The sequence below is a fragment of the Lentzea sp. NPDC004789 genome, assembly GCF_053601075.1.
In genome coordinates this window covers 47,420-69,638 of record NZ_JBSGBE010000008.1, presented here as the reverse complement: position 1 = coordinate 69,638, position 22,219 = coordinate 47,420, and the positions used below count along the sequence as shown (strand labels likewise).

General features: G+C 68.8%; 21 protein-coding genes. 11 read left to right on the top strand and 10 right to left on the bottom strand.

Features of this window, described 5'->3' with window-relative positions:
* Positions 1 to 88: 88 nt before the first annotated feature.
* Positions 89 to 1,804, bottom strand: a complete 1,716-nt coding sequence (locus tag ACWEIJ_RS20135) for a hypothetical protein (protein ID WP_449838696.1) — start codon at positions 1,802 to 1,804, stop codon at positions 89 to 91.
* A 298-nt stretch (positions 1,805 to 2,102) separates the two neighbouring features.
* A complete protein-coding gene (locus ACWEIJ_RS20130; RefSeq protein WP_449838695.1) occupies positions 2,103 to 3,161 on the bottom strand; it encodes a helix-turn-helix domain-containing protein in 1,059 nt (352 codons plus the stop codon).
* 321 nt (positions 3,162 to 3,482) lie between these two features.
* Between ACWEIJ_RS20130 and ACWEIJ_RS20125 the strand changes: the two genes are divergently transcribed.
* From ACWEIJ_RS20125 to ACWEIJ_RS20100, 6 genes are all read left to right on the top strand, one after another.
* On the top strand, positions 3,483 to 4,379 hold the full coding sequence (locus tag ACWEIJ_RS20125) for an SMP-30/gluconolactonase/LRE family protein (RefSeq protein ID WP_449838694.1): 897 nt from the start codon (positions 3,483 to 3,485) through the stop codon (positions 4,377 to 4,379).
* Between the two features lie 158 nt (positions 4,380 to 4,537).
* Positions 4,538 to 5,833 (top strand): ABC transporter substrate-binding protein, encoded by a 1,296-nt coding sequence (locus tag ACWEIJ_RS20120; RefSeq protein ID WP_449838693.1) that lies wholly within the window; start codon positions 4,538 to 4,540, stop codon positions 5,831 to 5,833.
* Positions 5,830 to 6,726, top strand: a complete 897-nt coding sequence (locus ACWEIJ_RS20115) for a carbohydrate ABC transporter permease (RefSeq protein ID WP_449838692.1) — start codon at positions 5,830 to 5,832, stop codon at positions 6,724 to 6,726. The genes ACWEIJ_RS20120 and ACWEIJ_RS20115 overlap by 4 nt, the downstream gene beginning before the upstream one ends.
* Positions 6,723 to 7,535: a carbohydrate ABC transporter permease gene (locus ACWEIJ_RS20110; protein WP_449838691.1), complete on the top strand. Its 813-nt coding sequence runs from the start codon at positions 6,723 to 6,725 to the stop codon at positions 7,533 to 7,535. Before ACWEIJ_RS20115 ends, ACWEIJ_RS20110 begins: the two co-directional genes overlap by 4 nt.
* Before the next feature lie 83 nt (positions 7,536 to 7,618).
* The gene (locus ACWEIJ_RS20105; RefSeq protein ID WP_449838690.1) at positions 7,619 to 7,843 is read left to right on the top strand and encodes a hypothetical protein; all 225 of its coding nucleotides are present in this window, start codon (positions 7,619 to 7,621) and stop codon (positions 7,841 to 7,843) included.
* Between the two features lie 75 nt (positions 7,844 to 7,918).
* Positions 7,919 to 10,660: a beta-L-arabinofuranosidase domain-containing protein gene (locus tag ACWEIJ_RS20100; RefSeq protein ID WP_449838689.1), complete on the top strand. Its 2,742-nt coding sequence runs from the start codon at positions 7,919 to 7,921 to the stop codon at positions 10,658 to 10,660.
* A gap of 90 nt (positions 10,661 to 10,750) precedes the next feature.
* On the opposite strand, the gene ACWEIJ_RS20095 is transcribed toward ACWEIJ_RS20100, so the two are convergent.
* A complete protein-coding gene (locus ACWEIJ_RS20095; protein WP_449838688.1) occupies positions 10,751 to 11,881 on the bottom strand; it encodes an ABC transporter substrate-binding protein in 1,131 nt (376 codons plus the stop codon).
* 212 nt (positions 11,882 to 12,093) lie between these two features.
* Between ACWEIJ_RS20095 and ACWEIJ_RS20090 the strand changes: the two genes are divergently transcribed.
* The 3 genes from ACWEIJ_RS20090 (at position 12,094) to ACWEIJ_RS20080 (ending at position 14,926) form a co-directional block, all read left to right on the top strand.
* On the top strand, positions 12,094 to 13,278 hold the full coding sequence (locus ACWEIJ_RS20090; RefSeq protein WP_449838687.1) for a sensor histidine kinase: 1,185 nt from the start codon (positions 12,094 to 12,096) through the stop codon (positions 13,276 to 13,278).
* A gap of 23 nt (positions 13,279 to 13,301) precedes the next feature.
* Entirely contained in the window at positions 13,302 to 13,916 is a 615-nt protein-coding gene (locus ACWEIJ_RS20085; RefSeq protein ID WP_449838929.1) for a response regulator, read from the top strand.
* Positions 13,917 to 14,044: 128 nt separating this feature from the next.
* Positions 14,045 to 14,926 (top strand): alpha/beta fold hydrolase, encoded by an 882-nt coding sequence (locus tag ACWEIJ_RS20080; protein ID WP_449838686.1) that lies wholly within the window; start codon positions 14,045 to 14,047, stop codon positions 14,924 to 14,926.
* Between the two features lie 24 nt (positions 14,927 to 14,950).
* Here the strand turns inward: ACWEIJ_RS20080 and ACWEIJ_RS20075 are convergent, their stop codons facing one another.
* Positions 14,951 to 15,586 carry a TetR/AcrR family transcriptional regulator gene (locus ACWEIJ_RS20075; RefSeq protein ID WP_449838685.1) on the bottom strand — a complete coding sequence of 212 codons (636 nt, stop codon included), beginning with the start codon at positions 15,584 to 15,586 and terminating at the stop codon, positions 14,951 to 14,953.
* 134 nt (positions 15,587 to 15,720) lie between these two features.
* Positions 15,721 to 16,854 carry an ABC transporter substrate-binding protein gene (locus ACWEIJ_RS20070; protein ID WP_449838684.1) on the bottom strand — a complete coding sequence of 378 codons (1,134 nt, stop codon included), beginning with the start codon at positions 16,852 to 16,854 and terminating at the stop codon, positions 15,721 to 15,723.
* A gap of 132 nt (positions 16,855 to 16,986) precedes the next feature.
* On the opposite strand from ACWEIJ_RS20070, the gene ACWEIJ_RS20065 reads away from it, so the two are divergent.
* The gene (locus ACWEIJ_RS20065; protein WP_449838683.1) at positions 16,987 to 17,475 is read left to right on the top strand and encodes a MarR family winged helix-turn-helix transcriptional regulator; all 489 of its coding nucleotides are present in this window, start codon (positions 16,987 to 16,989) and stop codon (positions 17,473 to 17,475) included.
* 46 nt (positions 17,476 to 17,521) lie between these two features.
* On the opposite strand, the gene ACWEIJ_RS20060 is transcribed toward ACWEIJ_RS20065, so the two are convergent.
* The gene (locus ACWEIJ_RS20060) at positions 17,522 to 18,223 is read right to left on the bottom strand and encodes a hypothetical protein (protein ID WP_449838682.1); all 702 of its coding nucleotides are present in this window, start codon (positions 18,221 to 18,223) and stop codon (positions 17,522 to 17,524) included.
* 93 nt (positions 18,224 to 18,316) lie between these two features.
* On the opposite strand from ACWEIJ_RS20060, the gene ACWEIJ_RS20055 reads away from it, so the two are divergent.
* The gene (locus tag ACWEIJ_RS20055) at positions 18,317 to 18,769 is read left to right on the top strand and encodes a radical SAM protein (RefSeq protein ID WP_449838681.1); all 453 of its coding nucleotides are present in this window, start codon (positions 18,317 to 18,319) and stop codon (positions 18,767 to 18,769) included.
* Positions 18,770 to 18,959: 190 nt separating this feature from the next.
* Here the strand turns inward: ACWEIJ_RS20055 and ACWEIJ_RS20050 are convergent, their stop codons facing one another.
* From ACWEIJ_RS20050 to ACWEIJ_RS20035, 4 genes are read right to left on the bottom strand one after another with little or no spacing between them, the layout of a single operon-like run.
* Positions 18,960 to 20,162 (bottom strand): cytochrome P450, encoded by a 1,203-nt coding sequence (locus ACWEIJ_RS20050; protein ID WP_449838680.1) that lies wholly within the window; start codon positions 20,160 to 20,162, stop codon positions 18,960 to 18,962.
* Positions 20,159 to 21,343, bottom strand: a complete 1,185-nt coding sequence (locus ACWEIJ_RS20045) for an NAD(P)/FAD-dependent oxidoreductase (protein WP_449838679.1) — start codon at positions 21,341 to 21,343, stop codon at positions 20,159 to 20,161. The genes ACWEIJ_RS20050 and ACWEIJ_RS20045 overlap by 4 nt, the downstream gene beginning before the upstream one ends.
* Positions 21,340 to 21,534, bottom strand: a complete 195-nt coding sequence (locus ACWEIJ_RS20040; protein WP_449838678.1) for a ferredoxin — start codon at positions 21,532 to 21,534, stop codon at positions 21,340 to 21,342. Before ACWEIJ_RS20040 ends, ACWEIJ_RS20045 begins: the two co-directional genes overlap by 4 nt.
* Entirely contained in the window at positions 21,531 to 22,214 is a 684-nt protein-coding gene (locus ACWEIJ_RS20035) for a TetR/AcrR family transcriptional regulator (RefSeq protein WP_449838677.1), read from the bottom strand. The genes ACWEIJ_RS20040 and ACWEIJ_RS20035 overlap by 4 nt, the downstream gene beginning before the upstream one ends.
* Positions 22,215 to 22,219: the final 5 nt, after the last annotated feature.

Sequence of the window (22,219 nt, the reverse complement as noted above, 5' to 3'; positions counted from 1 at the left end):
AGGCGGCCACCTCCCCCCCGAACGGGTGGTCGACTCTGGACCGATCGGGTGATCTGGTGCCGCCGACGTTGCGCACGTCGCCAGGGAACTAGGTCCTGCGCGAGCCGGCACCGTTGGGACGCCGGCGAACGAGCAGCACCAGCCCGGTGCCGGTGAGCAGGGTGAGCAGGCCGCCCAGCGCGAGCCGTGCGGCATCGGTCCCGGTCGCGGCCAGGTGCGGCGTACCGCTGGGTGGGGCGGCGTCCGGAGGCGCGCCACCGCCCGGTGGTGTGCCGCCTGGCGGAACCGCATCCGGATCTGGCTGCTCGGTCCCAGGCTCGACGTAGATCCGGTGCAGAGGCGAGCCGTCTTCGCCGGCCTGTACGACGAATTCCGTGCCCCCGAAGGCCTGCCATGGTCCGACCACACCGGAGTTGTAGAGGCCTGCCGGCACGTCGTAGAACGTGAAGCGCCCGGCGGTGTCGGTGACGGCCCGGACGACGATCGCGTCGCTGATCGCGTCGCGCAGGTACACCTTCACGTTGGGTACCGGGTCTCCCGACGGTGGTCTGATGGGGCTGTGGACCCTCACCCGGATGAGGGTGCCGGTCACTCTGGGGGCCACGCCGCCCGGCACGCGTGCCAGCGCGGTGAGCCCAGGAGTGAGACCGCTGCCCGCGGCACTGACCGTGCAGTGCAGACGAACGTAGCCCGTCGAGGCCAACTCATCGGTGATCGGTGCCATCGTCACGGTGAAGTCGCGTTTCTCGCCAGGGCGCAGAACGGCGCCTGGACCGCCCGGTGTCAGCTCTCCGACGTCCGCACTGCCGCAGTCGGCGGTCAGATCGGTGAGCAGCACGGTGCCCGTGTTGTGCAAACTGAGGGTCGCGCGAGGCGTGTCGCCTTTCCGATACGACGCCTGTGTGAAGGCCAACGACGTCTTGAGCCTGTCGTTCGACAGCTCCGGTGTTGCCCGCAGGAGGACGTCGGGGTCGTCCACGCCGCTCACCGTTCCGTCCGAGCTCGGCACGTACCACCCGGAGCCGTACCAGGTCACGAAGGTGTGGTAAATGCCGACGGGAAGATTTCCGAAGTCGACCACGCCGTTCGCGTCCGTGGCCGCGGTGCGCTCGGTGTGGGGCGATCCGCCTGAGATGTGCACGCTGACGCCGGCCAGTGCCTCGCCGGGATCCATCACGTGATCGCCGTCGCGATCACCGTAGATGGTGGCGCGGAAGCCGCCGCGCGGGATGACGACCGGTACCGACGCGGTCACCGTGTTGTCGTCGGGGTTGGCGTCGGGTTCACCGCCGGTCTGCCGGACGGTCACGACGAGGTGCACGTTCTCCTCGTCCGTGGACAGCGTGCCGTACGAGGTTCCTTCGACGGTTCGTCCCGGCTCGATGGTCACTCCGGAGATGTCGAACGGAGGCCACCAGTAGTTGTCCATGTTCCCTGTTGAAGTGACCACGACGTGGTTCGCGGTCGCAGTGCCCGCGTTCGTCACGGCGGCGTGGACGTGGATGACCTCATCGGACCGGTACGAAGGTTTCTCGAACCAGACCCGCAGTTGCAGGTCCGCCAGGTCCGCCGCCGGCGCGGAGGTGGCGGCCGGGCTCGCCGGAGTGCTTTCCGGCGGGGTTCTCTCGGAAGGAGCGGTGTCGGCGGGCGCGGTCTCGGTGGGCGAGGCCTGCGTCGCGCTGGGCGCCGCCGTGGTGGTGACGGCCGGCGTCTGGTCGTCGGCCCGCACGGGCCCGGTGGACGTGCCGAGGCACAGCACCGCGGTCAGCACCGCTGCTGCCGCTGATCTGAACAATCGGGACATCACAAACCCCCTGCACCGTCGAGTGCGGTTCGTCGCGTTCGATCGAGCGCGACACATCAGGCTTCTTCGCGTGTCGCCGGCTCTGCTCGGCCAGTTCCTCCGCGAGGTTTTCCTGGCGTTCCTCTCCCCGGTGGCGGGTGAGCACCGCCGCAAAGGTGATCGCGTGGGCCACGGCCGGAATTAGCAGCACGCGGCGACGCCTGTGGTGTCCGGGACGGCGCGCTGCGCTGCACGTGCAGACCCAGCCAGCGCAGCCGGACGGACATGTCGCCGTCGCTGGTGCGGACCTGGTGGATGATCAGCAGCGTGGCGGCGAGAACCAGGAGCAGGGTCGCCATGGCGGCCGCCCAGGGGACGGTGCCGCCGAACAGAACGGACCACATGGCTGCTCACCGGGTGTGCCGAGCACGGACTTGCTCGCGGAGATGCCGAACTGCTGCCTGAAGTCACGGGCGAACTGGTCCTGTCGCAGATAGCCGTGTGCGGCGATGAGGTCCTTGATGGGGGTGCCGGCCGTGGCCGGGTCGAGGAGGCTGCGGTGGCATTCGCTCAGCCGCAGTTGTTTGACCAGGCGCATGGGCGTGCGGCCGCTGTCGCGGAACAGCAGGTGAAGGGCCCTCGGTGACAGGTTCGCGGCCCTGGCGAGCTGTTCGACGTTCAGGCCGGGATCGCCGAGGCGGCGGCGGATGAGGTTGCTGAGGTGGGCGATCCACAGGGTCTGGCGCGTGCGGGGGCTGATTCCGCTCGGCAGGCCCAGCCAGGCCCGGATCAGACCGGTGACGCTCTCGCACAGGACGTCCTCGAGTGCGGGATCGGGCGCCGGCAGGGCGGGGTCGAGCCCCAGGAGGAACTGCGCGATCAGGCTTCGTCCCGGCAGTGCCCTCGGGACGAGGACGCTGGTCAGGGAACGGACTGCGCCGCGAGGAACGGGCACCCGGGATCGGGGGACGGAAAGCATGACCGCCCGCATCCGCGTGGGTTCTGTGCCGTGCGTGCTGTCGCAGGGGCTGGACAGGTCGAACACGGCCATGTCGCCTGCTCTGAGCGGCACCGGCCTGCCTTCCTGCTCGCCGATCATCACGCCGCCGGCGTTCAGGAACACCCGGTAGCACTCCGGGTCGCGGGCCTGGATGAGGCGCTGGGTCCGCCTGGTCACGAGCTGGGCGTCGGCTGACCAGGTGACGTGTTCGAGTTCGAGGTCGCCGATCCTGGCCGTCGACATCACGGCGAGCAGGCGGCCGGGTGCCCGCCCGTCGACGGCCACCGGGGCCAGCTCTGTGCCGGAGGCCGCCTGGTAGTAGTCGTACCGGTCGAGCGGATGAACGCTTCTGGTGTCGTACAGCACCTGCATCTGCATGGCCGCCCCACTGACCTCGAAACCGCTGGGAACCCGGCCAATTGTCGGCCGGTTCGGCCCGTCCCGGCTTGACTGAGAGCGCACGAATGCGGACGCGGAACGTTCGAGCGCCTCGGGTGTTCGCCGCGAAAGAGAACCTACAGCGGTCACAGGCTAGCGTGCGAGGTCAACCCCGCTCGCGGACCTGAAATTCCGCACCAGGAGGCAAGTGCGGTCAAAGTCCATTTTGGACCCATTGCAGGATTCTTGTTTCCTCACCGCGAGGCCCCGTGAGCGCGGTTGGATGTCCGGGAGGATCTTCGACGAACGGGAGTTCATCTGATGCGTCCATTGGTTCTGGCACTGATGCTGATCCTCGGGCTGGCCGCGCCCGCCGTGGCGGCCCCGCCCGAGAAGGTCATCGTGTTACCCGGTGCGAAGTCGGCCGAGGGCATCACCGAAGGCAGGGGAACGACTTTCTACGCCGGAGACCTCTTCGCCGGCGACATCTACCGCGGCGACGTACGGCGTGGCACCGCCGAGTTGTTCATCGACGCACCGGCAGGCCGCGCGGCGGTCGGCATGACCGCCGACCTCCGGCACGACCTGCTCTTCGTCGCGGGCGGATTCACCGGCCAGGCGTACGTCTACGACCTGCGGACCGGCGGAACCGTTGCGGTGTACCAGTTCGCCGAGGCCAACGCCGGCATGATCAACGATGTCACGCTGACCGCCGACGGCGCCTGGTTCACCGACTCGCTGAAAGCACAGCTCTACTTCGTGCCGATCAGCCACTCCGGCCGGCTCGGCCAGTTCAGGGCGCTGGCGTTGACCGGTCCGGCCGGGGACACCAGCGGGTCGTTCAACAACAACGGCATCACGACCGCGCCGGACTCCCGGTCGTTGATCGTGGCCCACACCACCCGCGGCGAGCTCAACAAGGTCGATCCGCGCACCGGCGCGAGCGAGACGATCGCGGGTGTCAGCGTTCCCGGTGCGGACGGAATCGTTCGTGACGGCCGCACGATGTGGGTCGTGCACAACAACCAGGTCAGCCGCATCTGCCTGAACCGCGACACCACGGCGGGTGTCGTGGAGAAGGTCATCACCAGCCCGGTGTTCCAGTCGCCCAGCACCGTGGCCAAGTTCGGTGGCCGGCTGGCGGTCGTCAACGCCAAGTTCGACACCGGCTTCCCGCCCACGGCCGACCAGTACGAGGTGGTGGTCGTGAACAGCTGATCCCCGCGACCCGGCCCTCGGTGGCGCGATTCAGTCCTGTCGATCCCGGCGGCATTCCATTGGAGCGGTTTTCTCGATACCGTTCCGAGGGGGATGAATCGAAGCGTTTCGATTCGAATTCGACCGGGTTTTGTTCCGCGTCGCCGGGGGAGGGGTCGATGACAGGGGTGTGGGGGCGGTCCAGGCGCGCTCTGGCGATCACGCTGGCTGCCGCGCTGGCCATCACGGGCTGCGGGTCGGGCTCGGGCGGCGACGGGCCGAGGACGTTGAAGCTCTGGCACTACGAAGGCCCGGACAGCGCGATGGGGGTCGCGTGGGCCGAGGCGATCAAGCAGTTCGAATCGGCCCACCCCGGGGTGAAGGTGGCGTTCGAGGAGAAGGGCTTCGAGCAGATCCAGAAGACGGCACCGATGGTGCTGAACTCCAAGGACGCGCCGGATGTCCTGGAGTACAACAAGGGCAACGCCACCGCCGGCCTGCTGTCGAGGCAGGGACTGCTGACCGACCTCTCCGAGGAGGCGGTGAAGCGCGGCTGGGACAAGCAGCTGAGCCAGGGCGTCCAGACCACCGCCCGTTATGACGAGCGCGGCGTGATGGGATCGGGCAAGTGGTTCGGCGTGCCGAACTACGCCGAGTACGTGATGGCCTTCTACAACAAGGACATGTTCGCGCAGCAGGGCATCGCGGTGCCGACCACGCTCGACGAGCTCACCGCGGCGATGGACAAGTTCGTCGCGGCCGGCATCACGCCGCTCGCCGTCGGCGGCGCCGAATACCCGGCGCACCAGATCATGTACCAGCTCGCGCTGTCCAAGGCGAACAAGGACTGGGTGGACCGGTACCAGCGGTACACCGGCGCGGTGGACTTCCACGACCAGGCGTGGACGTACGGCGCCACCACGTTCGCCGACTGGGTGAAGAAGGGCTACGTCAGCAAGGACTCGGCCGGCGTGAAGGCCGAGGACATGGGTGTTTCGTTCATGCAGGGCAAGCACCCGATCATGATCACGGGCACGTGGTGGTACGGCAGGCTCGCGGCCGGCATCAAGAACTTCCAGTGGGGATCGTTCCTCTGGCCGGGGCTGACCGCCGGATCCGCGGGCAACATGTGGGTGGTGCCGCAGGGTTCCAAGAACAAGGACCTGGCCTACGACTTCATCGCGATCACGATGTCGCCGCAGATCCAGGACAAGCTGAGGGACGCGGGCGGCGTGCCCCTCGCGGACAGCGGCTCACCGGCGGCCTCACCGCAGATCAGGGAGCTCGCCGAGAACTTCCGGACCTTGAGCGGACAGGACCGCCTGGCCTTCTACCCGGACTGGCCCGCACCCGGCTACTACGACGTGCAGGTCTCCGCGGTGCAGAAGTTGATCACCGGCACGGCCACGCCGCGGCAGGTCCTGGACGAGCTGGCCAAGCCGTACCAGGAGAACCTGGCGAACGTCGGCAAATGATCGCGAGGACAATCCGGGAGCGCGGGTCGTACCTGCTGTTCCTGCTCCCCGGCGCGCTGTTGCTGGTCGCGGTGGTCCTGGTGCCGTTCGTCATGAACGTCGGCATCAGCTTCACCCGGTGGCAGGGCGTCGGCGATCCGAAGTGGACCGGACTCGACAACTACACGCGGCTCTTCGGCGACAGCACGTTCTGGTCGTCGTTCCAGCACAACCTCGCGCTCGTGGTGGCGATGGCGATTCTTCCCACCGCCGCCGGACTGGTGATCGCGGCCGCGTTGTTCGACGTGATCGGCAAGAGGTTCGGACCGCGGGCGGCAAGTGTGCTGAGGGCGTGCATCTACCTGCCGCAGGTGCTGCCGGTGGCGGTGGCGGGAATCGTGTGGAGCTGGATCCTGGCTCCGCACGGCGCGTTGAACGAGTTGCTGGGCGTGATCGGACTGGGCGCGCTGGGGCAGAACTGGCTGGGCGACCCGGACCTCGCGCTGTGGAGCGTGATGGGGGTGCTGCTGTGGATCCAGCTCGGCTATCCGGTGGTGATCTTCATGGCGGGCCTGCAGCGGGCCGACCCGTCGCTGCACGAGGCCGCCGAGCTGGACGGAGCGTCGTGGTGGGGCCGGTTCTGGCACGTGACCGTGCCGCAGATCCGTCCTGAGGTCTTCGTGGTGCTGCTGACGTGCATGATCGCCGCGCTGAAGGTGTTCGGGCCGATCTACGTCCTGACCAGGGGTGGCCCCGGCGGGGCGACGAACGTCCCGTCCTACTTCTCGTTCCAGAACTTCTTCGAGAAGACCCAGGTCGGCTACGGCGCGGCCATCGCGACCGTCCTGACGTTGCTGATCCTCGTCCTCACCGCGGTGTTCCTGAAGGTGCAGAACCGGGGTGAAAGCAGGTGAGACGCCATGCCGTGCTCTGGTCGCTGATCGTGCTCGCGCTCGTGATGCTGGCGCCGTTCGTGATCGTGGCGTTGAACGCGCTGAAGACGCCGGCGCAGTACGCGTCCGACGGCCCGCTGGCGTTGCCCACCGACATCACCCTCCAGGGCGTCGCCGACTTCTGGGACCGGGTCGACTTCGGCCAGAAACTGCTCAACAGCCTCGTCATCAGCGGATCCGTCGCGGTGCTGGCGGTCGTCGTGTCGGTGCTGAACGCGTACGCGCTGGGCATCGGCCGGATCCGCGGCAGGCTGTGGGTCCTGATCGCGTTCCTGGTGGCGAACACGTTGCCGCAGGAGGCGATGGTGTACCCGTTGTACTTCCTGGCCAAGGAGACCGGGCTGTACGACACGCAGCTCAGCGTGATCATCATCTTCACGATCATCCAGGCCGCGTTCGGCACCTACCTGCTGACCTCCACCTACGCCGGGTTCCCGCCCGAGCTGCTTGAAGCGGCCAGGATCGACGGTGCGAACAAGTGGCAGGTCCTGGTCCGGATCGTGGTGCCGGTCAGCAGGCCTGCGTTGGGGGTGCTGTTCGTCTTCTCGTTCATCTGGACGTGGAACGAGTTCTTCCTGCCGCTGGTCCTGCTGATCTCCAACGACACCCAGACCGTTCCGGTCGCGCTGGGCGTGCTGCAGGGGCAGCGGCTGATGGACGCCACGATGACCAGCGCCTCTGCTCTGCTCGGGGTGATCCCCGCCATCGTGTTCTTCCTGATCTTCCAACGCACCCTCACGCGAGGCGTCACCGCGGGAGCGGTCAAGTGAGGTCCTGTTGCGCGGCAGCCGGGAGCGTGGCGGTGACGGTCGGTCCGTCGTCATCGCCTGGGTGGACGATGCGGATGGTTGGGGTGCAGCGTATCCACACCGACCGCGGCATTGGACTGGGTCTGTCTATTGTGGACGCCGTGGTGGCGGCCCATCGCGGGGAACTCGTCATCTCGGCACGGGCGGCCGGCGGACTGGACGTCGCGGTCCACCTTCCCGTCGAGCAGTGGGGCGGACGACCCGCTGTCGGGCAGAGCCACCCGGTGTCGTACCTCGGCGACTCTGGCCACTTCTCGCTGGACCGGTGATCACCCGACCGTTGACGCCGGTCGGCTCCCCGCCTATGTTAGCGCTCACATTTCTCAATGACGAGGAGCAGGCGGATGGCGGACGGGTTCGCGCGGCGCGACTTCCTGAAGGCGGCTTCCTTGACCGCCGCTACGCCACTGCTCAGCGTGACGGCGGGAGAGGCGATGGCGGCGCCGCAAGACGTCGCGCCGAGCGGTCTCCTTCCGTTCGGGTTGTCCGAAGTGGCGCTGACCGAGGGCGTTTTCTCGAGGAAGCGCGACCTCGTCCTCGCCTACGCGCGTGGCTACGACGTGAACCGGTTGCTCCAGGTGTTTCGCGCCAACGCGGGCCTGGACACGTTGGGCGCCATCGCACCTGGTGGCTGGGAAGGTCTCGACGGCGAGGCGAACGGCAACCTCCGCGGCCACTTCACCGGGCACTTCCTGTCGATGCTGGCCCAGGCGTACGGCAGCACCGGCGAGCCGGTGTACCTGGAGAAGATCCGCACGATGCTGGGGGCGTTCGTCGAGTGCCGGGCCGCGCTGCGCCGCGATCCGCAGGTGCTGAGCGTGCCGGGGAAGTCCGGGCGGGCGGTCGAGCAGGTGCGCGGCTCGTACCAGTACGTCGAGCTGCCGCCCGAGCCGCTGCCAGCGATGTTCACGTTCACAGCCTGGGTGCGGCCGTCGCACGACGCGAACTGGGTGCGGATCTTCGACTTCGGCAACGACAACACCCGTTACCTCTACCTGGCGGCCCGCAACGGCAGCGGCGTGCCGCGGTTCGCGATCACCACCAACGGTCCGGGCGGCGAACAGGGGATCAACGGCACCGCGCCGCTGCCGTTGCACGAGTGGAGCCACGTCGCGGTGACGATCGCGGGCACCACCGGCACCTTGTACGTCAACGGCGTCCAGGTCGGCACGAACACCGCGATGTCGTTGAACCCGGCGGCACTCGGCTCGCTCGCGCACCACTGGCTGGGCCGGTCCCACTTCGGCGGTGACCCGGTGTTCGCCGGAGCTCTCGACGACGTGAACCTCTTCTCCCGCGCGTTGAGCGCGGACGAGGTCACCGCGTCTCTCAAGGGAGATCTGAGCTCCTACGCGTTCGACGAGACGACCGGCGGGACGTTCGCCGACGCGTCCGGGCGTGGACGGCAGGCGACGTTGCGCCGCACGTGGGGCGGTCCGAGCCACCCCGGTTTCCTGGCCGCGTATCCGGAAACGCAGTTCATCACGCTGGAGACGATGACGCGCCCGGACTACCAGGTGGTGTGGGCGCCGTACTACACCGCGCACAAGATCCTCAAGGGCCTGGTCGACGCCTACCACAACACCCAGGACGCACGGGCCCTGGACCTCGCGGACGGCTTGTGCGACTGGATGTTCTCGCGCCTGAGCAAGCTGTCCGCCGAAGTGCGTCAGCGGATGTGGGGCATCTTCTCCAGCGGCGAGTACGGCGGCATCGTCGAGGCGATCGTCGACCTGCACACGATCACCGGCAAACACCTGGAACTGGCTCGGCTCTTCGACCTCGACTCGCTGATCACCGCGTGCGCCGAGAACCGCGACGTGCTCGAAGGTCTGCACGCCAACCAGCACATCCCGATCTTCACCGGCCTGCTCCGGCTCTACGAGGCGACCGGTGAGCAGCGGTACTGGCTCGCGGCCAGGAACTTCTGGGGCATGGTCGTGCCGCCGCGGATGTTCAGCATCGGCGGCACCAGCACGGGCGAGTTCTGGCGGGCCCGCAACGTCGTCGCCGGCGGGTTGAGCGACACCTCGGCGGAGACCTGCTGCGCGCACAACCTGCTCAAGCTCAGCCGCCGGCTGTTCCTGCACGAACAGTCGCCCAAGTACTTCGACTACTACGAACGCACGCTCTACAACCAGATTCTGGGGTCCAAGCAGGACCGCGCCGATTCCGAGCTGCCGCTGATGACGTACTTCGTCGACCTCACGCCGGGCGGCGTTCGCGACTTCACCCCCAAGCAGGGCACGACGTGCTGCGAGGGCACCGGCATGGAGAGCGCGACGAAGTACCAGGACTCGGTGTACTTCCGCGCGGCGGACGACTCGCGGCTGTACGTGAACCTCTACAGCCCGTCGGTGCTGAAGTGGAAGGGTGTCACCGTCACCCAGACCACCGGTTTCCCGGTCGAGCAGGGCACGACGCTGCGGATCACCGGCAGGGCCCGGTTCGACCTGAGCCTGCGAGTTCCCGCGTGGGCGGGGGAGTTCACCGTGACGGTCAACGGTGTCCCGCAACATCTCAACGCCCTGCCCGGCACCTACGTGACGTTGTCCCGGTCGTGGCGCAACGGGGATGTCGTGCGCGTGCGGATGCCGTTCGGCTTGCGGGCCGAGCGCACGCCGGACCAGCCTCTCGTGCAGTCGCTGATGTACGGCCCGATCAACCTCGTGGCGCGCGATGCGCGGCGCGAGTTGCTGGAACTGGGCCTGTACGGGCGCGCGGCGCTCTCCGGCGACCTCGCCGGCAACCTCCAGCCGGTCGCGGGCAGCCCGCTGCACTTCCGGCTCGGTGAGGTGACGCTGGCACCGTTCTTCGAGGGCACCGAAGACGCCTGCCACTCCTACTTCCGCCGCGCTGAGCCGAAGATCGTGTTCGCGGGCGTGGACTCCGGCGTCGCGAACCCGGTGCGCGCGGACGGGTCGACGTTCCTCGACGAGGTGTGGGTGGCGTCGCCGTTCTCGTCCAGGAGCGCGTTCCTGGACCGGGTGACCGCCGTGGCGCGGCGGTGGGTCGGCGAAGGCCTGATGTCCGTCGCCGACCACGACCGCGTGATCCGCACCGCCCGCAACGCGCCGATGAGGTAGGCCGGACCGAAGATCGCGTCGAGCCGGTCGACCCTCGGCGTCCGACCGGCCGGGCGATGCGTCATCCCACGCCCTGGACCGCGCGAACGCTCAACGGCCGGGGTGCAGACCGAGGAGGCCGGGGCTCGGGGCACCCTGGACGTCGCCGAAGTAGAGGGCGAAGGTCTGCTTCCACCGCTCGACCTCCGCGCGGTCGGCCATGAAGCGCGGGAACCCGTCGAGGTTGGCGTTGGCGTACTGCCAGATCGGCTTGAGACCGCCCGCGGGCGTGACGTCGGTGCGGACCGTCCAGCCGTTGAACGAAGCCTGCTGAACCTCCTGGGAGAGCTGCCAGTTGAGGTAGAGCTTCGCGGCTGCCGGGTGGGCGGCACCCGCGAGGATCGCGGCGCGCTGGCCCCAGGCCATGAACGGGTGGCCGTCCGGGGCGGCCCAGCGGACAGGCGCGGTCGCCGGGGCGGTCAGCGAGCCGGCACCACCGACGCCGATGGCCTTCTGGCCGGCGCCGACCGCCACGCCGGGAGTGTGGCTGCCCCTGGCGAACTGGGGGTTCTGCTCGGCGAGCGCGACCATGAACTCGCGGCCGTAGGCCTTGGCGTAGAGGTAATACAGGTACAACACGGCGTCGTCGTCGTGCGGGTACGAGGACGCGATGGCGCTCTTCCAGCGCGGGTCGAGGAGGTCCAGCGGGCTGCGCGGGGCGTTGCCGCCGACCGCCGCCACGTTGTACATGTAGCTGAACGCGAGCACGGCGATCGAGGTCCAGGCGCCGTCCGGGTCGGCGAACCCCTTGTGCAGCTTGGAGAACCCGGCCGGCTTGTACGGCTGCAGCACACCCTCCTTCTTCCACCGGGTGAAGTCGTGCAGCGTCTGCAGCTGAACGACGTCCGGTACGAGAGAGCGGGTCGCCAGCTGGTGGTCGACGCGGACGTCGTGGAACTTGCTGTAGTCCACCACCATCGTGAGTCGCATGTCGGGGAACCGGGACAGGAACGCCTGCTTCGTGCGGTCCTGCTGGGTGGCCGTGTCACCGCCGGCGTACACCACCAGCTGCCCGCCCTCCCGCACCGCGTCGGCGTGCAGCTCGTCGAGCGACTTGCGTTCCTCCTGCACGTGTCCGCCGCTCGCGGCGCCGCCCGCACCCGGTAGCGCCAGGCCCAGCGTGGCCGCCCCGAGCACCGCGCCTCCGGCACCGAGAAGTCGCCGCCTGCTCACATCACTCATCGCCGCTCCTGTCCGGCTCGCTGAAGATCCGCCGGTGAATGTGCCCGGTGATGGCGTGGGCCCGCGTCGCCAATGGGGTTGAACCGCCGCTGCGAGGGGTTGAACCGAAGTTCAACCGAACGATGGACAAATCCGGAAAACCGACAGGATCGCCGGCCTCAGACCGCCACTAGGCTGGAGCGGTGCTCCGGCCGTTGTGGAGGGTGATCTTGGTGAGCGTCACGACCAACGGTGCCGCGAGCCGATGGCGACATCTCAGCGGCACCGTCCTGTTGCACGGCCTGTTCCTCGTCGTGATCACCGTCGCGGCGGTGAAGCTGCTGTCCACCGGTGCGCCGCTGTGCCCGCAGCTCATCTCGATCATGGTCGCGTTGTCGGCCGCCTACGTCACGGGCCTCGCCCGGTGGGACCAGCTCGGCCGGTGGCGCCCGGTCTGGATCTCGGCGCTGCTGGTGGCCTGGTTCGCGCTCCTGGTCCTCGCCCCGGTGGTGCGCTCCGCCGTCGCGTGGTGCGCGGTGCCACTGGCGTGCCTGGTGCTCCAGGCGTTGAAGCCCGTCGCGGCCCGGCTGACGCTGACCGGGATCTCCGCGGTGCTCGTGTTCGCGTTGAAGGGGCCGCCGTTCGACCCCATGGCGGTGTTGCTGCCCATCGGCGCCGTGGGGGCGGCTGCGGCGATGTGCCGCCGCCAGCAACGACTTCTCGTGGAACTTCAGTGCACGCGCACGGAGCTCGCCGCACGGCAGCGCGAGGCGGGCGCGCTGTCCGAACGGTCGCGGATCGCGCGTGACCTGCACGACACCCTCACCCAGGAACTGGCGGCGAGCCGCACCCTGCTGCAGGCGGCGGACCGCGAATGGGAGCGCTTCCCCGGCCGAGCCCGCGAGCGGGTGAGGACCGTGGCGCGGTACCTGGGGGACAACCTGGTCGAAGCCCGGCGGATGATCGCCGACCTCACCCCGTCCGCTCTGGACGCGGACGACCTGAGCGCGGCGCTGGCCGAGCTCTGCGCCCGCGCCCGCTCGTACGACACGGCCACCGAGATCGGCTTCGTCACGGTCGGCGACCCGAAGCCGTTGCCGTCGAACACGACGTCGGATCTGCTGCGCGTGGTGCAGGGCGCGCTGGCGAACGTGCGCGACCACGCGAAGGCGCATCACGTCACGGTCGCACTGCGGTACGGCGATCGCGAGGTGGCGGTCGAGGTCCGCGACGACGGCGCGGGTTTCACCCCCGGTGCCACGGTGACGAGCACCCGGCGAGGCTTCGGGCTCAACGCGATGCGGGACCGGGTGCGGGCACACGGCGGAGAGTTGGACGTCACCAGCGCCCCCAGACGTGGCACCGTCGTCCACGCGCGCGTTCCCGTGACGCACACCGAACCGGTGATGGCCGGGTGAACCCGCAGCCGATCCGCGTGCTGATGGTCGACGACCACGCGATGTTCCGGGCGGGTGTGCGAGCGTTGTTCGAAAGCGAGCCGGACGTGGAGGTCGTCGCCGAGACCGGCGACGGCGCCGACGCGCACCGCCTCGCCGTGAGCCTGCGCCCCGACGTGGTCCTGATGGACCTGCGGCTGGGCGGCGCCGGCGGCATCGACGGCGTGGAGGCCACCCGGCGCGTCGTCGCCGACGTCCCCGAAACCGCGGTCGTCGTGCTCACGAGCTACAGCACGCAGGCCGACGTGGCGAGGGCGATGACGGCAGGGGCGCGCGGCTACGTGCTCAAAGCCGGTGAGCCGGACGAACTGTTCCACGCCGTCCGCACCGCCGCCTCGGGTGGCGTCGGACTCGGGGCGCAGGTGGCCGCTCAGGTGGTCAACCAGCTCACCGCACCGCAACCGGCGTTGTCCGGGCGCGAGGTCGAGGTGATCAGGCTGGTGGCGCGGGGGCTGAGCAACCGCGGCATCGCGTCGTCGCTCTTCCTGACCGAGGCGACGGTGAAAACGCACCTGGTTCGGCTGTACCGCAAGCTCGGGGCGGACAACCGGGCCGCAGCGGTGTCCGAAGCCGTCCGGCGCGGTCTCGTCGACCCGTGAGAAGACCGGGCATCTCGGCGACCGGCACGAGCGCTCAGGGCTGACCGGTTGTGGCCGCCACGCCTTTTACAACGCGGGACCATTGTATTACGATCGTATGCCTAACGATCGTAATACAATGGCTCCGCGTGGCGGAACAGTGGAGCATCGGACCGGGACGAGGGCAGATGTTGAAGACGATGAGATGGGCCGACGTGCCGACTCGCACGATCGAGGTCGAGGGGGTGTCGTTCGCCTATCGCGAGTTCGGGACCGGCGACGGCGTTCCCGTGATCTTCCTGCATCACCTGATGGCTGTGCTCGACGACTGGGACCCGAGGGTCATGGACGGCATCGCTGCGCATCGCCGGGTCATCGCCTTCGACAACCGCGGTGTGGGTGCGTCCGGAGGCTCAGTGCCGGTGGACATCGCGGACATGGGGCGGGACGCCATCGCGTTCATCCGTGCGATGGGGCTCGATCAGGTGGATGTCCTGGGCTTCTCGCTGGGCGGCGGTGTCGCGCAGATGGTCGCCCTGCAGGCGCCCGACCTGGTGCGCCGGGTGATCCTCGCGGGCACCGGCCCACGAGGAGGGGGCGGTGTCGACGAGATCACCAAGATCACCGTCGGTGCCTACGTGAAGGCGGCACTGACTCTGAACGACGTCCGGGCCTTCCTGTTCTTCCCCCGCACCGCCGAAGGGAAGCGGGCTGCCAAGGACTACCTGGCACGGCTCAAGGAGCGCCGGGCGGGTCGCGACAAGCGGATCTCCCTTCAGGCGCGACGGGCGCAGCTGAAGGCGATCACGGCTGCTGGACGGACCCGGCCTGATGATCTCTCCGCGATCACCCAGCCGGTCCTGGTCGCCAACGGCGACAGCGATCTCATGGTGTCGAGCAGTCATTCGGCGGACATGGCCCGCCGGATCCCGAACTCCCGGCTCAAGGTCTACCCGAACTCAGGCCACGGTGGTGTCTTCCAGTACCACGAGGAGTTCGTGTCCGACGTGCTCCAGTTTCTCGGCGACTGAGGGGCGCCAAGGGATTGGGCGCCGTCACCGCGCAGGCGCCGGCGCGGTGTCGAGCACGCTGATGGCGTTGCGCATGCCCTGCTCCAGAAGGTCGTCGGCGAGCTGCGGGTCGGTCAGCGTGCGGGAGAGCTGGAGCGTGCCGATCATCAGCGCGTAGACGCTGGCGATCGTGGTGCGCACCGACCGCGGGTCGTGCGGTGCCAGCAGGGCGGCGAGATCGTCGATGAACGCGAGCACGCCTTCGGTGTACATCTGCCTGGTCGCTTCCGAGCACCGGCTGATCTCGTCGAGCAACGCGGCGGACGGACAGCCGTCCTCGGGGTTGTCGCGGTGCTCGGGGGAGAGGTAGCTGCGCACGACCTGTTCGATTCCCGCGCGTCCGGGCGGAATGTCGGCGAGAAGCAGGCGTTGTTCGCGCAGCTGTTCGGCGATCGCGGTGGCGACCAGGTCCTCTTTGGAGGAGAAGTGGGCGTAGAAGGCGCCGTTGGTCAGGCCGGCGTCCTTCATGAGCGCGGCGACCCCGGAGCCGTCGATGCCGTTGCGCTTGAGCCGACGGCCTGCGGTTTCCACGATCCGCTGCCTCGTGGCGTCCTTGTGGTCACTGGGGTACCGGGCCATGCGCTCCTCCGCCTGCTGGGGTGACCTCGTCGGTCGGCGCATTTGATAGTACGGTCATACGTCAATCGCTCCCGGCAGCACCTGTCAGCTGTTCTGCGGCCAATGGGTGGATCCCGGTCACCGACGGGGCCGGAATCCACCCGTTGGCGGAGGTCGAAGAAACCGGTGCGGGGACGTCAGGCGCCTTGGGTGCCGTGCTCGTCGATCGGGTAGAGGCCGAGCACGCTGTCGGGGTCGGCGGGGTTGGGTCCCTGCGCGTCACCGACGTACAGCGTGATCCGTGCCTTGTACCGGTCGAGAGCGGTGCGATCGCTCATGAAGGTGCCGAGGCCGAGCGGGTTCATGTTCGGGTAGTCGAAGATGCCCTTCGTGCCGGCCGGCGGGGCGACGTCGGTGCGGGCGCTCCAGGTGCCGATGTCGTTGCGCTGCGCGTCGCGGGACAGCAGCCAGCTCAGGTACAGCTTCGCTGCGGCCTTGTGCGGGGCCTGCTTGAGGATCGCCGCCGTCTGCGGCCAGGCGACCCACGGGCTCTGCGCGGGGTAGGTCTGCTGGGCCAGGCCGGTGCGCCCGCCCGAGGTGCCGAAGCTCGCGACGTAGGGGGCGGTGCCCACGAGGTCCGCGGAGTCCTGGGTGCCGCGGACGAACTTCGGGTGCTGCGCGAGCAGCTTCTTCAGGTAGTCGAAGCCGTAGGAGTCGGTGAGCTGCTTGAAGTAGTAGAGGACCGCGTCGTCGTCGTTCGGGTAGGTGAAGACGAGCTTGTCCTTGAACTCCGGCTTGAGGAAGTCGGTGGCTTCCACCGGGGCGTTGCTGCCGAGCGCGGTGGCGGTGACGTTGGAGAAGGCGAAGAAGAACACGCCGGTGTAGTAGCCGTCGCGGTCCTTGACCTGGTGGTAGACCTTGTCCCAGCCGACCGGCTTGTACTGGTCGAGGACGCCTTCGCGCTTCCAGCGCGGGAAGTCGTCGAGGGTCTGCAGGTGCACGACGTCGGCGACGACCTTGCCCTCGGCGACCTGGTTGTCGACGCGGGCGTCGTGGTTCTTGCTGAAGTCCACGATCACGTTCGCCTTGATCTTCGGGAACTTCTTGACGAACGCGTCACGCAGGTAGTCGGCCTGGCCGGGCTTGTCGCCGCCGGCGTAGACGACCAGGTTGCCGCCTTCGGTCACGGCCTGCTCGTAGAGCTTCTGCAACTGTGCTTCTTCGCGGCTGCTCGTGTCGCGCGTGACGGGGTCTGCGGCCGCGCTGACGCCGCTTGCTGCCAGCACGCTCGCGGCCAATGCCGCGAGGACCGCCTTGCGGGGGGACTTCACTCCAGCTCCTCGGTGATCATGCCCCACTGGGGCATCCTCTACTGCAAATTTGAAGCACCTGCGACGCTAGGCCGAGGTGCTTCAAATTTCAAGTTCTTACTTCAAATTTCACGTAGCTGCTAGGATGCGGGCATGGAACCCCGGTGGCTGACCGCCGAGGAGCGGCGGACGTGGCGTGCCTACCAGGACCTCAGCCTGCTGCTCGAGGACACTCTCGACCAGCAGTTGCGGCGCGACGCGGGGCTCAGTCACCTGTACTACTCGGTGCTGGTGTTCCTCTCCGAGGCACCTGAACACCGGCTGCGGATGACCGACCTCGCCGAACAGCTGAAGGTCGCGCGCAGCCGCCTCACCTACGTCATCAGCCGCATGGCCGATGAGGGCTGGGTGCGGCGCGAAGGCAGCTCCAGCGACAAACGCGGCCAACTCGCCGTGCTCACCGAGGCGGGCATGACCGCGCTCGAGAACGCCGCTCCCGGGCACGTCGCCATCGTCCGCGCCACGGTGTTCGACCGGCTCACCCCCGAACAGGCGCGCGCGTTCGGTGAGGCCTGCGAGACCATCCTCGCCGGTCTCACGGGCTCGGACGGCCCCGTCACCAACCCGCCCTGGCGCCGCTGACTCGCGGCCCGCTGATCCACGGGTCGTTGTGAGTCGCGACCGGTGGTCAGATGCGGGGCAGGTAGGCGGAGACCTCGGCGATGGCGTCGAGGGTCTCGGGATCGAAGTGGCCTGCGACCTGTTCGGTTTCGGCGATGGTGACGTTCTTGCCGTCGCGGTGGCTGCCGTAGTTCTGGCCGGTGAAACGGATGTCCGCGAGGCCCAGTAGTGACGCACCCAGAGGCTTGATGTCGCCGCTGCCGTAGACGTTCATGATCGATTCGAACGCGTCGGCGTCACGCGCGGAGGCCAGGCCGACCCAGGCCACCGACAGCACCGCCGTGTTGCCCGCGCCGTCGCCGATGAGGAACAGGGCCCGATCCAGGGAGGTGCAGCGGGTCCGGGTGAAGAAGTCGCGGATCTGCCCGAACGAGGCCACAATGCACTCGGCCTGCTGACGTGCGGTGCGCTTGAGCTGCTTGACACCCAGGCGCCGCCATGCCGCCTCGCTGTCGCCCTTGCGCGCGGACCTCTGCCCCTCGGACTTGCGGGCCCGCAGTCGCGCCGTGCCGCCCGGCCCGGAGCCGGGCGCGGCCTGCTCGGCGGCGGTGCCGACCTCGGAAACCAGGCCGGATTCGCCGGTGAGACCGAGACCGCCGGTGCCGGCGGACAGGCCGATCGCCAGCACCCCGGCCGCCACCACCGCCCCGCTCTTGCCACCGCCGTTGATCGGGATGCGCTTGCCGTTCTTGGTGATCCACCGCGTCATGTCGTCCTCGAAAGATCGTGTCCAGGGTGGGCGCTATTCCCCGTCGTATGAACTGAGCGTGACGGTCTGGAGGCGCTCTGTGAGCAAACGCGAGTGAACGGCATCGTGTTGACCGGCAAACGGGTGAACACCGGGGCCCGCAGCGCCGTGATCGACGACCCGGTCACCACCGAGATCAACGTGAACTGGTTCGGCGGTGAGCCCTTGCTCGCCCGCGAACAGGTTTTCTCGATCGCACGGACACTGCGCGCCCGCGCCGCCGCCCGTGGCGTGGAATACCGGTCTCAGCTCACCACGAACGGCCCGCTCTTCACCCGGCAGCTGATCGAGGACCTCGTCTGTGAGGCGGGCGTGACGCGCATCGACGTCACCGTCGACGGGCCGCGGCGGGTGCACGACGCGTCCCGCCGGATGAAGAACGGCACGAGCACCTATTACCGGATCCTGGACAGCGTCGGCTGGGCGCTGGACCAGGACTGGGCGCGGCGGTGCACCTTCATCCTCCGCACGAACATCACCGCGTCGAGCATGCCGCAACGTCTGTGAGATCGCGGCTTTGAGGAACGTCATGCGAGGGTGCCGACGAAGCGGGCCAGTGCGAGGTCGGGACAGACCGACGCCGGAAGTGATCACACGGGTGGTGCGCCGGTCCCGCACCACTCGCGTGATCGCACCGGTTCACCAGGTGACCAGCCTCGGTCCGGCTGAAGCCGGCGACCGTCGCACCCTCAGCGCGTCACCAGGTCACGGGGAGTTCGTAGACGCCGTACACCGAGCCGTCGTGCTTGAACGGGATCTTCTCCAGCGTGGTGGCCAGCCGCAGGGTCGGAATCCGCTTGTACAGGGTGCTGTACACGACCTGCAGCTCCATCCGGGCCAGGGACTGGCCGAGGCACTGGTGCACGCCGAACCCGAACGCCACGTGCCGGCGGGGGTTGCGGTGCAGGTCGAGGACGTCGGGGTCCGGGAACACCGACGGGTCGCGGTTGGCGATGTCGCCTGCCAGGACGACACCTTCGCCGGCGCGGATGGTCTCGCCGACGATCTCGATGTCCTCGAGCGCGACGCGGCGCCGGCCGTTGTGGGTGATGTGCAGGTACCGCAACAACTCCTCGACGGCGGAAGACACCAGCAGGGGGTCCTCCGCAGCCCGCAGCATCGCCAGCTGCTCCGGGTTCTCCAGCAGGGCCAGGGTGCCGAGCGCGATCATGTTCGCGGTGGTCTCGTGTCCGGCGAGCAGCATGAGCACGCCCATCTGCACCGCCTCCGGCCGGGTGAGCTCGCCGTTGCCGATCCGTTCGACCAGGCTGGAGAGCAGGTCGTCGCCGGGGTCGGCGATCTTCTGGCCGATGAGGCCGTCCAGGTAGTGGAAGAGCCGGCCGCCGGCGGCGCGGCGCTGTTCGCCGGACGCGTCCCTGTTGATGAGGATCTTGCTGTTCTCCTGGAACGACTCGTGGTCGTCGTACGGGACGCCCAGCAACTGGCAGATCACCAGTGACGGGACCGGCAACGCGAAAGCCTGCATCAGGTCCACGGGCTTCGGGCCGGCGAGCATCTCGTCGATGAGGTCGTCCACGATCTTCTGCACGCCCGGCCGCATGGTCTCGACCCGCTTGATCGTGAACGACGAGGTCACCATCCGCCGCAACCGCGCGTGCTCGGGGTCGTCCATCAGGATGAAGCTGACGGGTGCGTCCCCGCCGGCCGCGACGTCGACCTCGATCGGATAACCAGGCCGGGTGGCGTCCGAGCTGAGCCGGGGATCGGCCAGCAGCGTCTTCTGCTCCGCGTACCGGGTCACCAGCCACACCTCGACGCCGTTGCGCAGCCGGACGCGGATGAGCGGCGCTTCCTCCCGCAGCGACTGGATGGCCGGCGGCGGGTCGAACGGGCACTTCTCCGCACGGACGCCGGGAAACACCTCCGTGGTGCCGGTCACGGCTTTCCTCCTGCGAGTGCGGGGTGCCCGATCTCCTGCCTGTGCAGGCGGGCTTGTTTGGGCATGTTCCAGCCGAGCACGCCGGTGACGATGCCGCTCTGTCGGTACGTTGCGACGAAACGGTTGTCCGCCACGTCACCGTCCACAACGGTCACTTCGGCGTCCGGACTGAGCACGCCGTGGACGTGGATCTTGACGTCGAACTGGTCGGTCCAGAAGTGCGGTACGGGCGTGTACGGCTTGTCGTCACCGAGGACGGCTCCGGCCACCGCGATGCCCTGTTCGGTCGCGTTGGTGCGGTTTTCCAGGCGCAGCAACATGTTCAGCGTCTCGTGGTGCCAGCGGGCCACGTCACCGGCGGCGTAGATCCCGTCCGCCGCGCGGCAGCGCGAGTCGCACACGATCCCGTTGTCGCGCGGCAACCCGCTGCCCGCCAGCCATTCCGTGGCAGGTGCGGCGCCGAACGCCACGACAACGACCTCCGCCGGCAGCACCTCGCCGGTCTCCAGGCGCACACCGGTGACCCGGCCCTCGTGCGAGGACAGGCCGGTGACGGCCGTGCCGAGCCGCAGCTCGACGCCGTTCGCGGTGTGCAGGTCGGCCAGCAGCCGCGCGGGCAGCGGGCCGAACTGGTGCGCCAGCGGAGCTTCCTGCGGTCCGGCCATCGTGACCGCGAGCCCCATCGTCGCGGCGGTGGCGGCGATCTCGGCGCCGAGCACTCCGTCCCCGACGACCACCACCCGCGAGCAGGACAGCAGGTCCTTGCGCAGGGCCAGTGCGTCGTCGAGCGTGCGAAGCACGTGCACACCGGCCAGACCGTCCTGGCCCGGCAGGGTGCGCGGCCGCAGTCCGGTGGCCACGACCACGGCTTCCGCCGTCAGCGTCAGCCCAGAGGACGTGTGCACGGTCCGGTTCACGGAGTCGAGGCTCACCGCAGGGTCGCCGAGCACGAACGTGGCGTCCAGTGCGGACAGCACGTCGGGCCGGCGGAGCTGGGTCCGATCCGGCTGCCACGCGCCCGCCAGGACCTGTTTGGACAGTGGCGGCCGGTCGTACGGCAGGTGCGGTTCGGCGCCCAGGATGGTCAACGGCCCGAGGTAGCCCTTGCGGCGCAAGGCTTCCGCGGTGGCGAGGCCGGCAGCCGAAGCGCCCACCACGAGCACGCCGTCCGGAGCGTTCACTCGATCACCGAGATCGCGACCCCGGGGCAGACGCTGGCCGCCTCGCGAACGATGTCGTGCTGCTCCGCGGACGGGGTCTCGTCCAGCAGGACCACGATCCCGTCCTCGTCGCGCTGGTCGAACACGTCCGGCGCGAGCAGCACGCACGTGCCGGCGCCGCAGCACTTGTCCTGGTCGACGGTCACCTTCATGATTCCTTCTTCTCTTCTGGTTTCGTGATCGGCGCCAGCCACATTCCGACGAGCGCGTCGATCAGTCCGGTCGCGGCGTCGTGCCAGCTGGACCGGGGAGTGGGAGTGCCTTCGGCGAGGGAACGTTCGCGCTCGGCGACCATGTGCACCAGCAACTGACGGGCCATGTCGCCGCGCTCGGCCCGGACGTCGGCGGGCAGGTCGGGCAGACATCGGTGCAGCGATTCGACGATGCGTACCAGCGACGGCGAGGACTGCGATTCGTCGACCATGATCGGCCGGAACGCGGGGTCGGTCATCACCTGTGCGCCGAACCGGGCGAACCACGTCGGGTTGCCCATCGCTTCCAGGTGCTCGGTGACCGGGCGCACCAGGCAGGAGATCCAGTCGCGCACGTTCGTGCTGTCACCGATCTCGGCGACCATGCGCCGGCGGACTTCCTCGATCGGCGCGGCGTGTTTGCGTGCGATGGCCCGCACGAGGTCGGCCTTGGTGCCGAAGTGGTAGCCGACGGCGGTGTTGTTGCCCTGCCCGGCGGCCTCGCCGACCTGCCGGTTGGAGACCGCGAAGACGCCGTGCTCGGCGAACAGTCGTTCCGCCGCGACCAGGATCAGCTCTCTGGTCGCCTGTGCCCGCTCGCCCCGCACCGCTTTCCCCGCTGCGTCGCTGGTCGTGCTCATCGTCT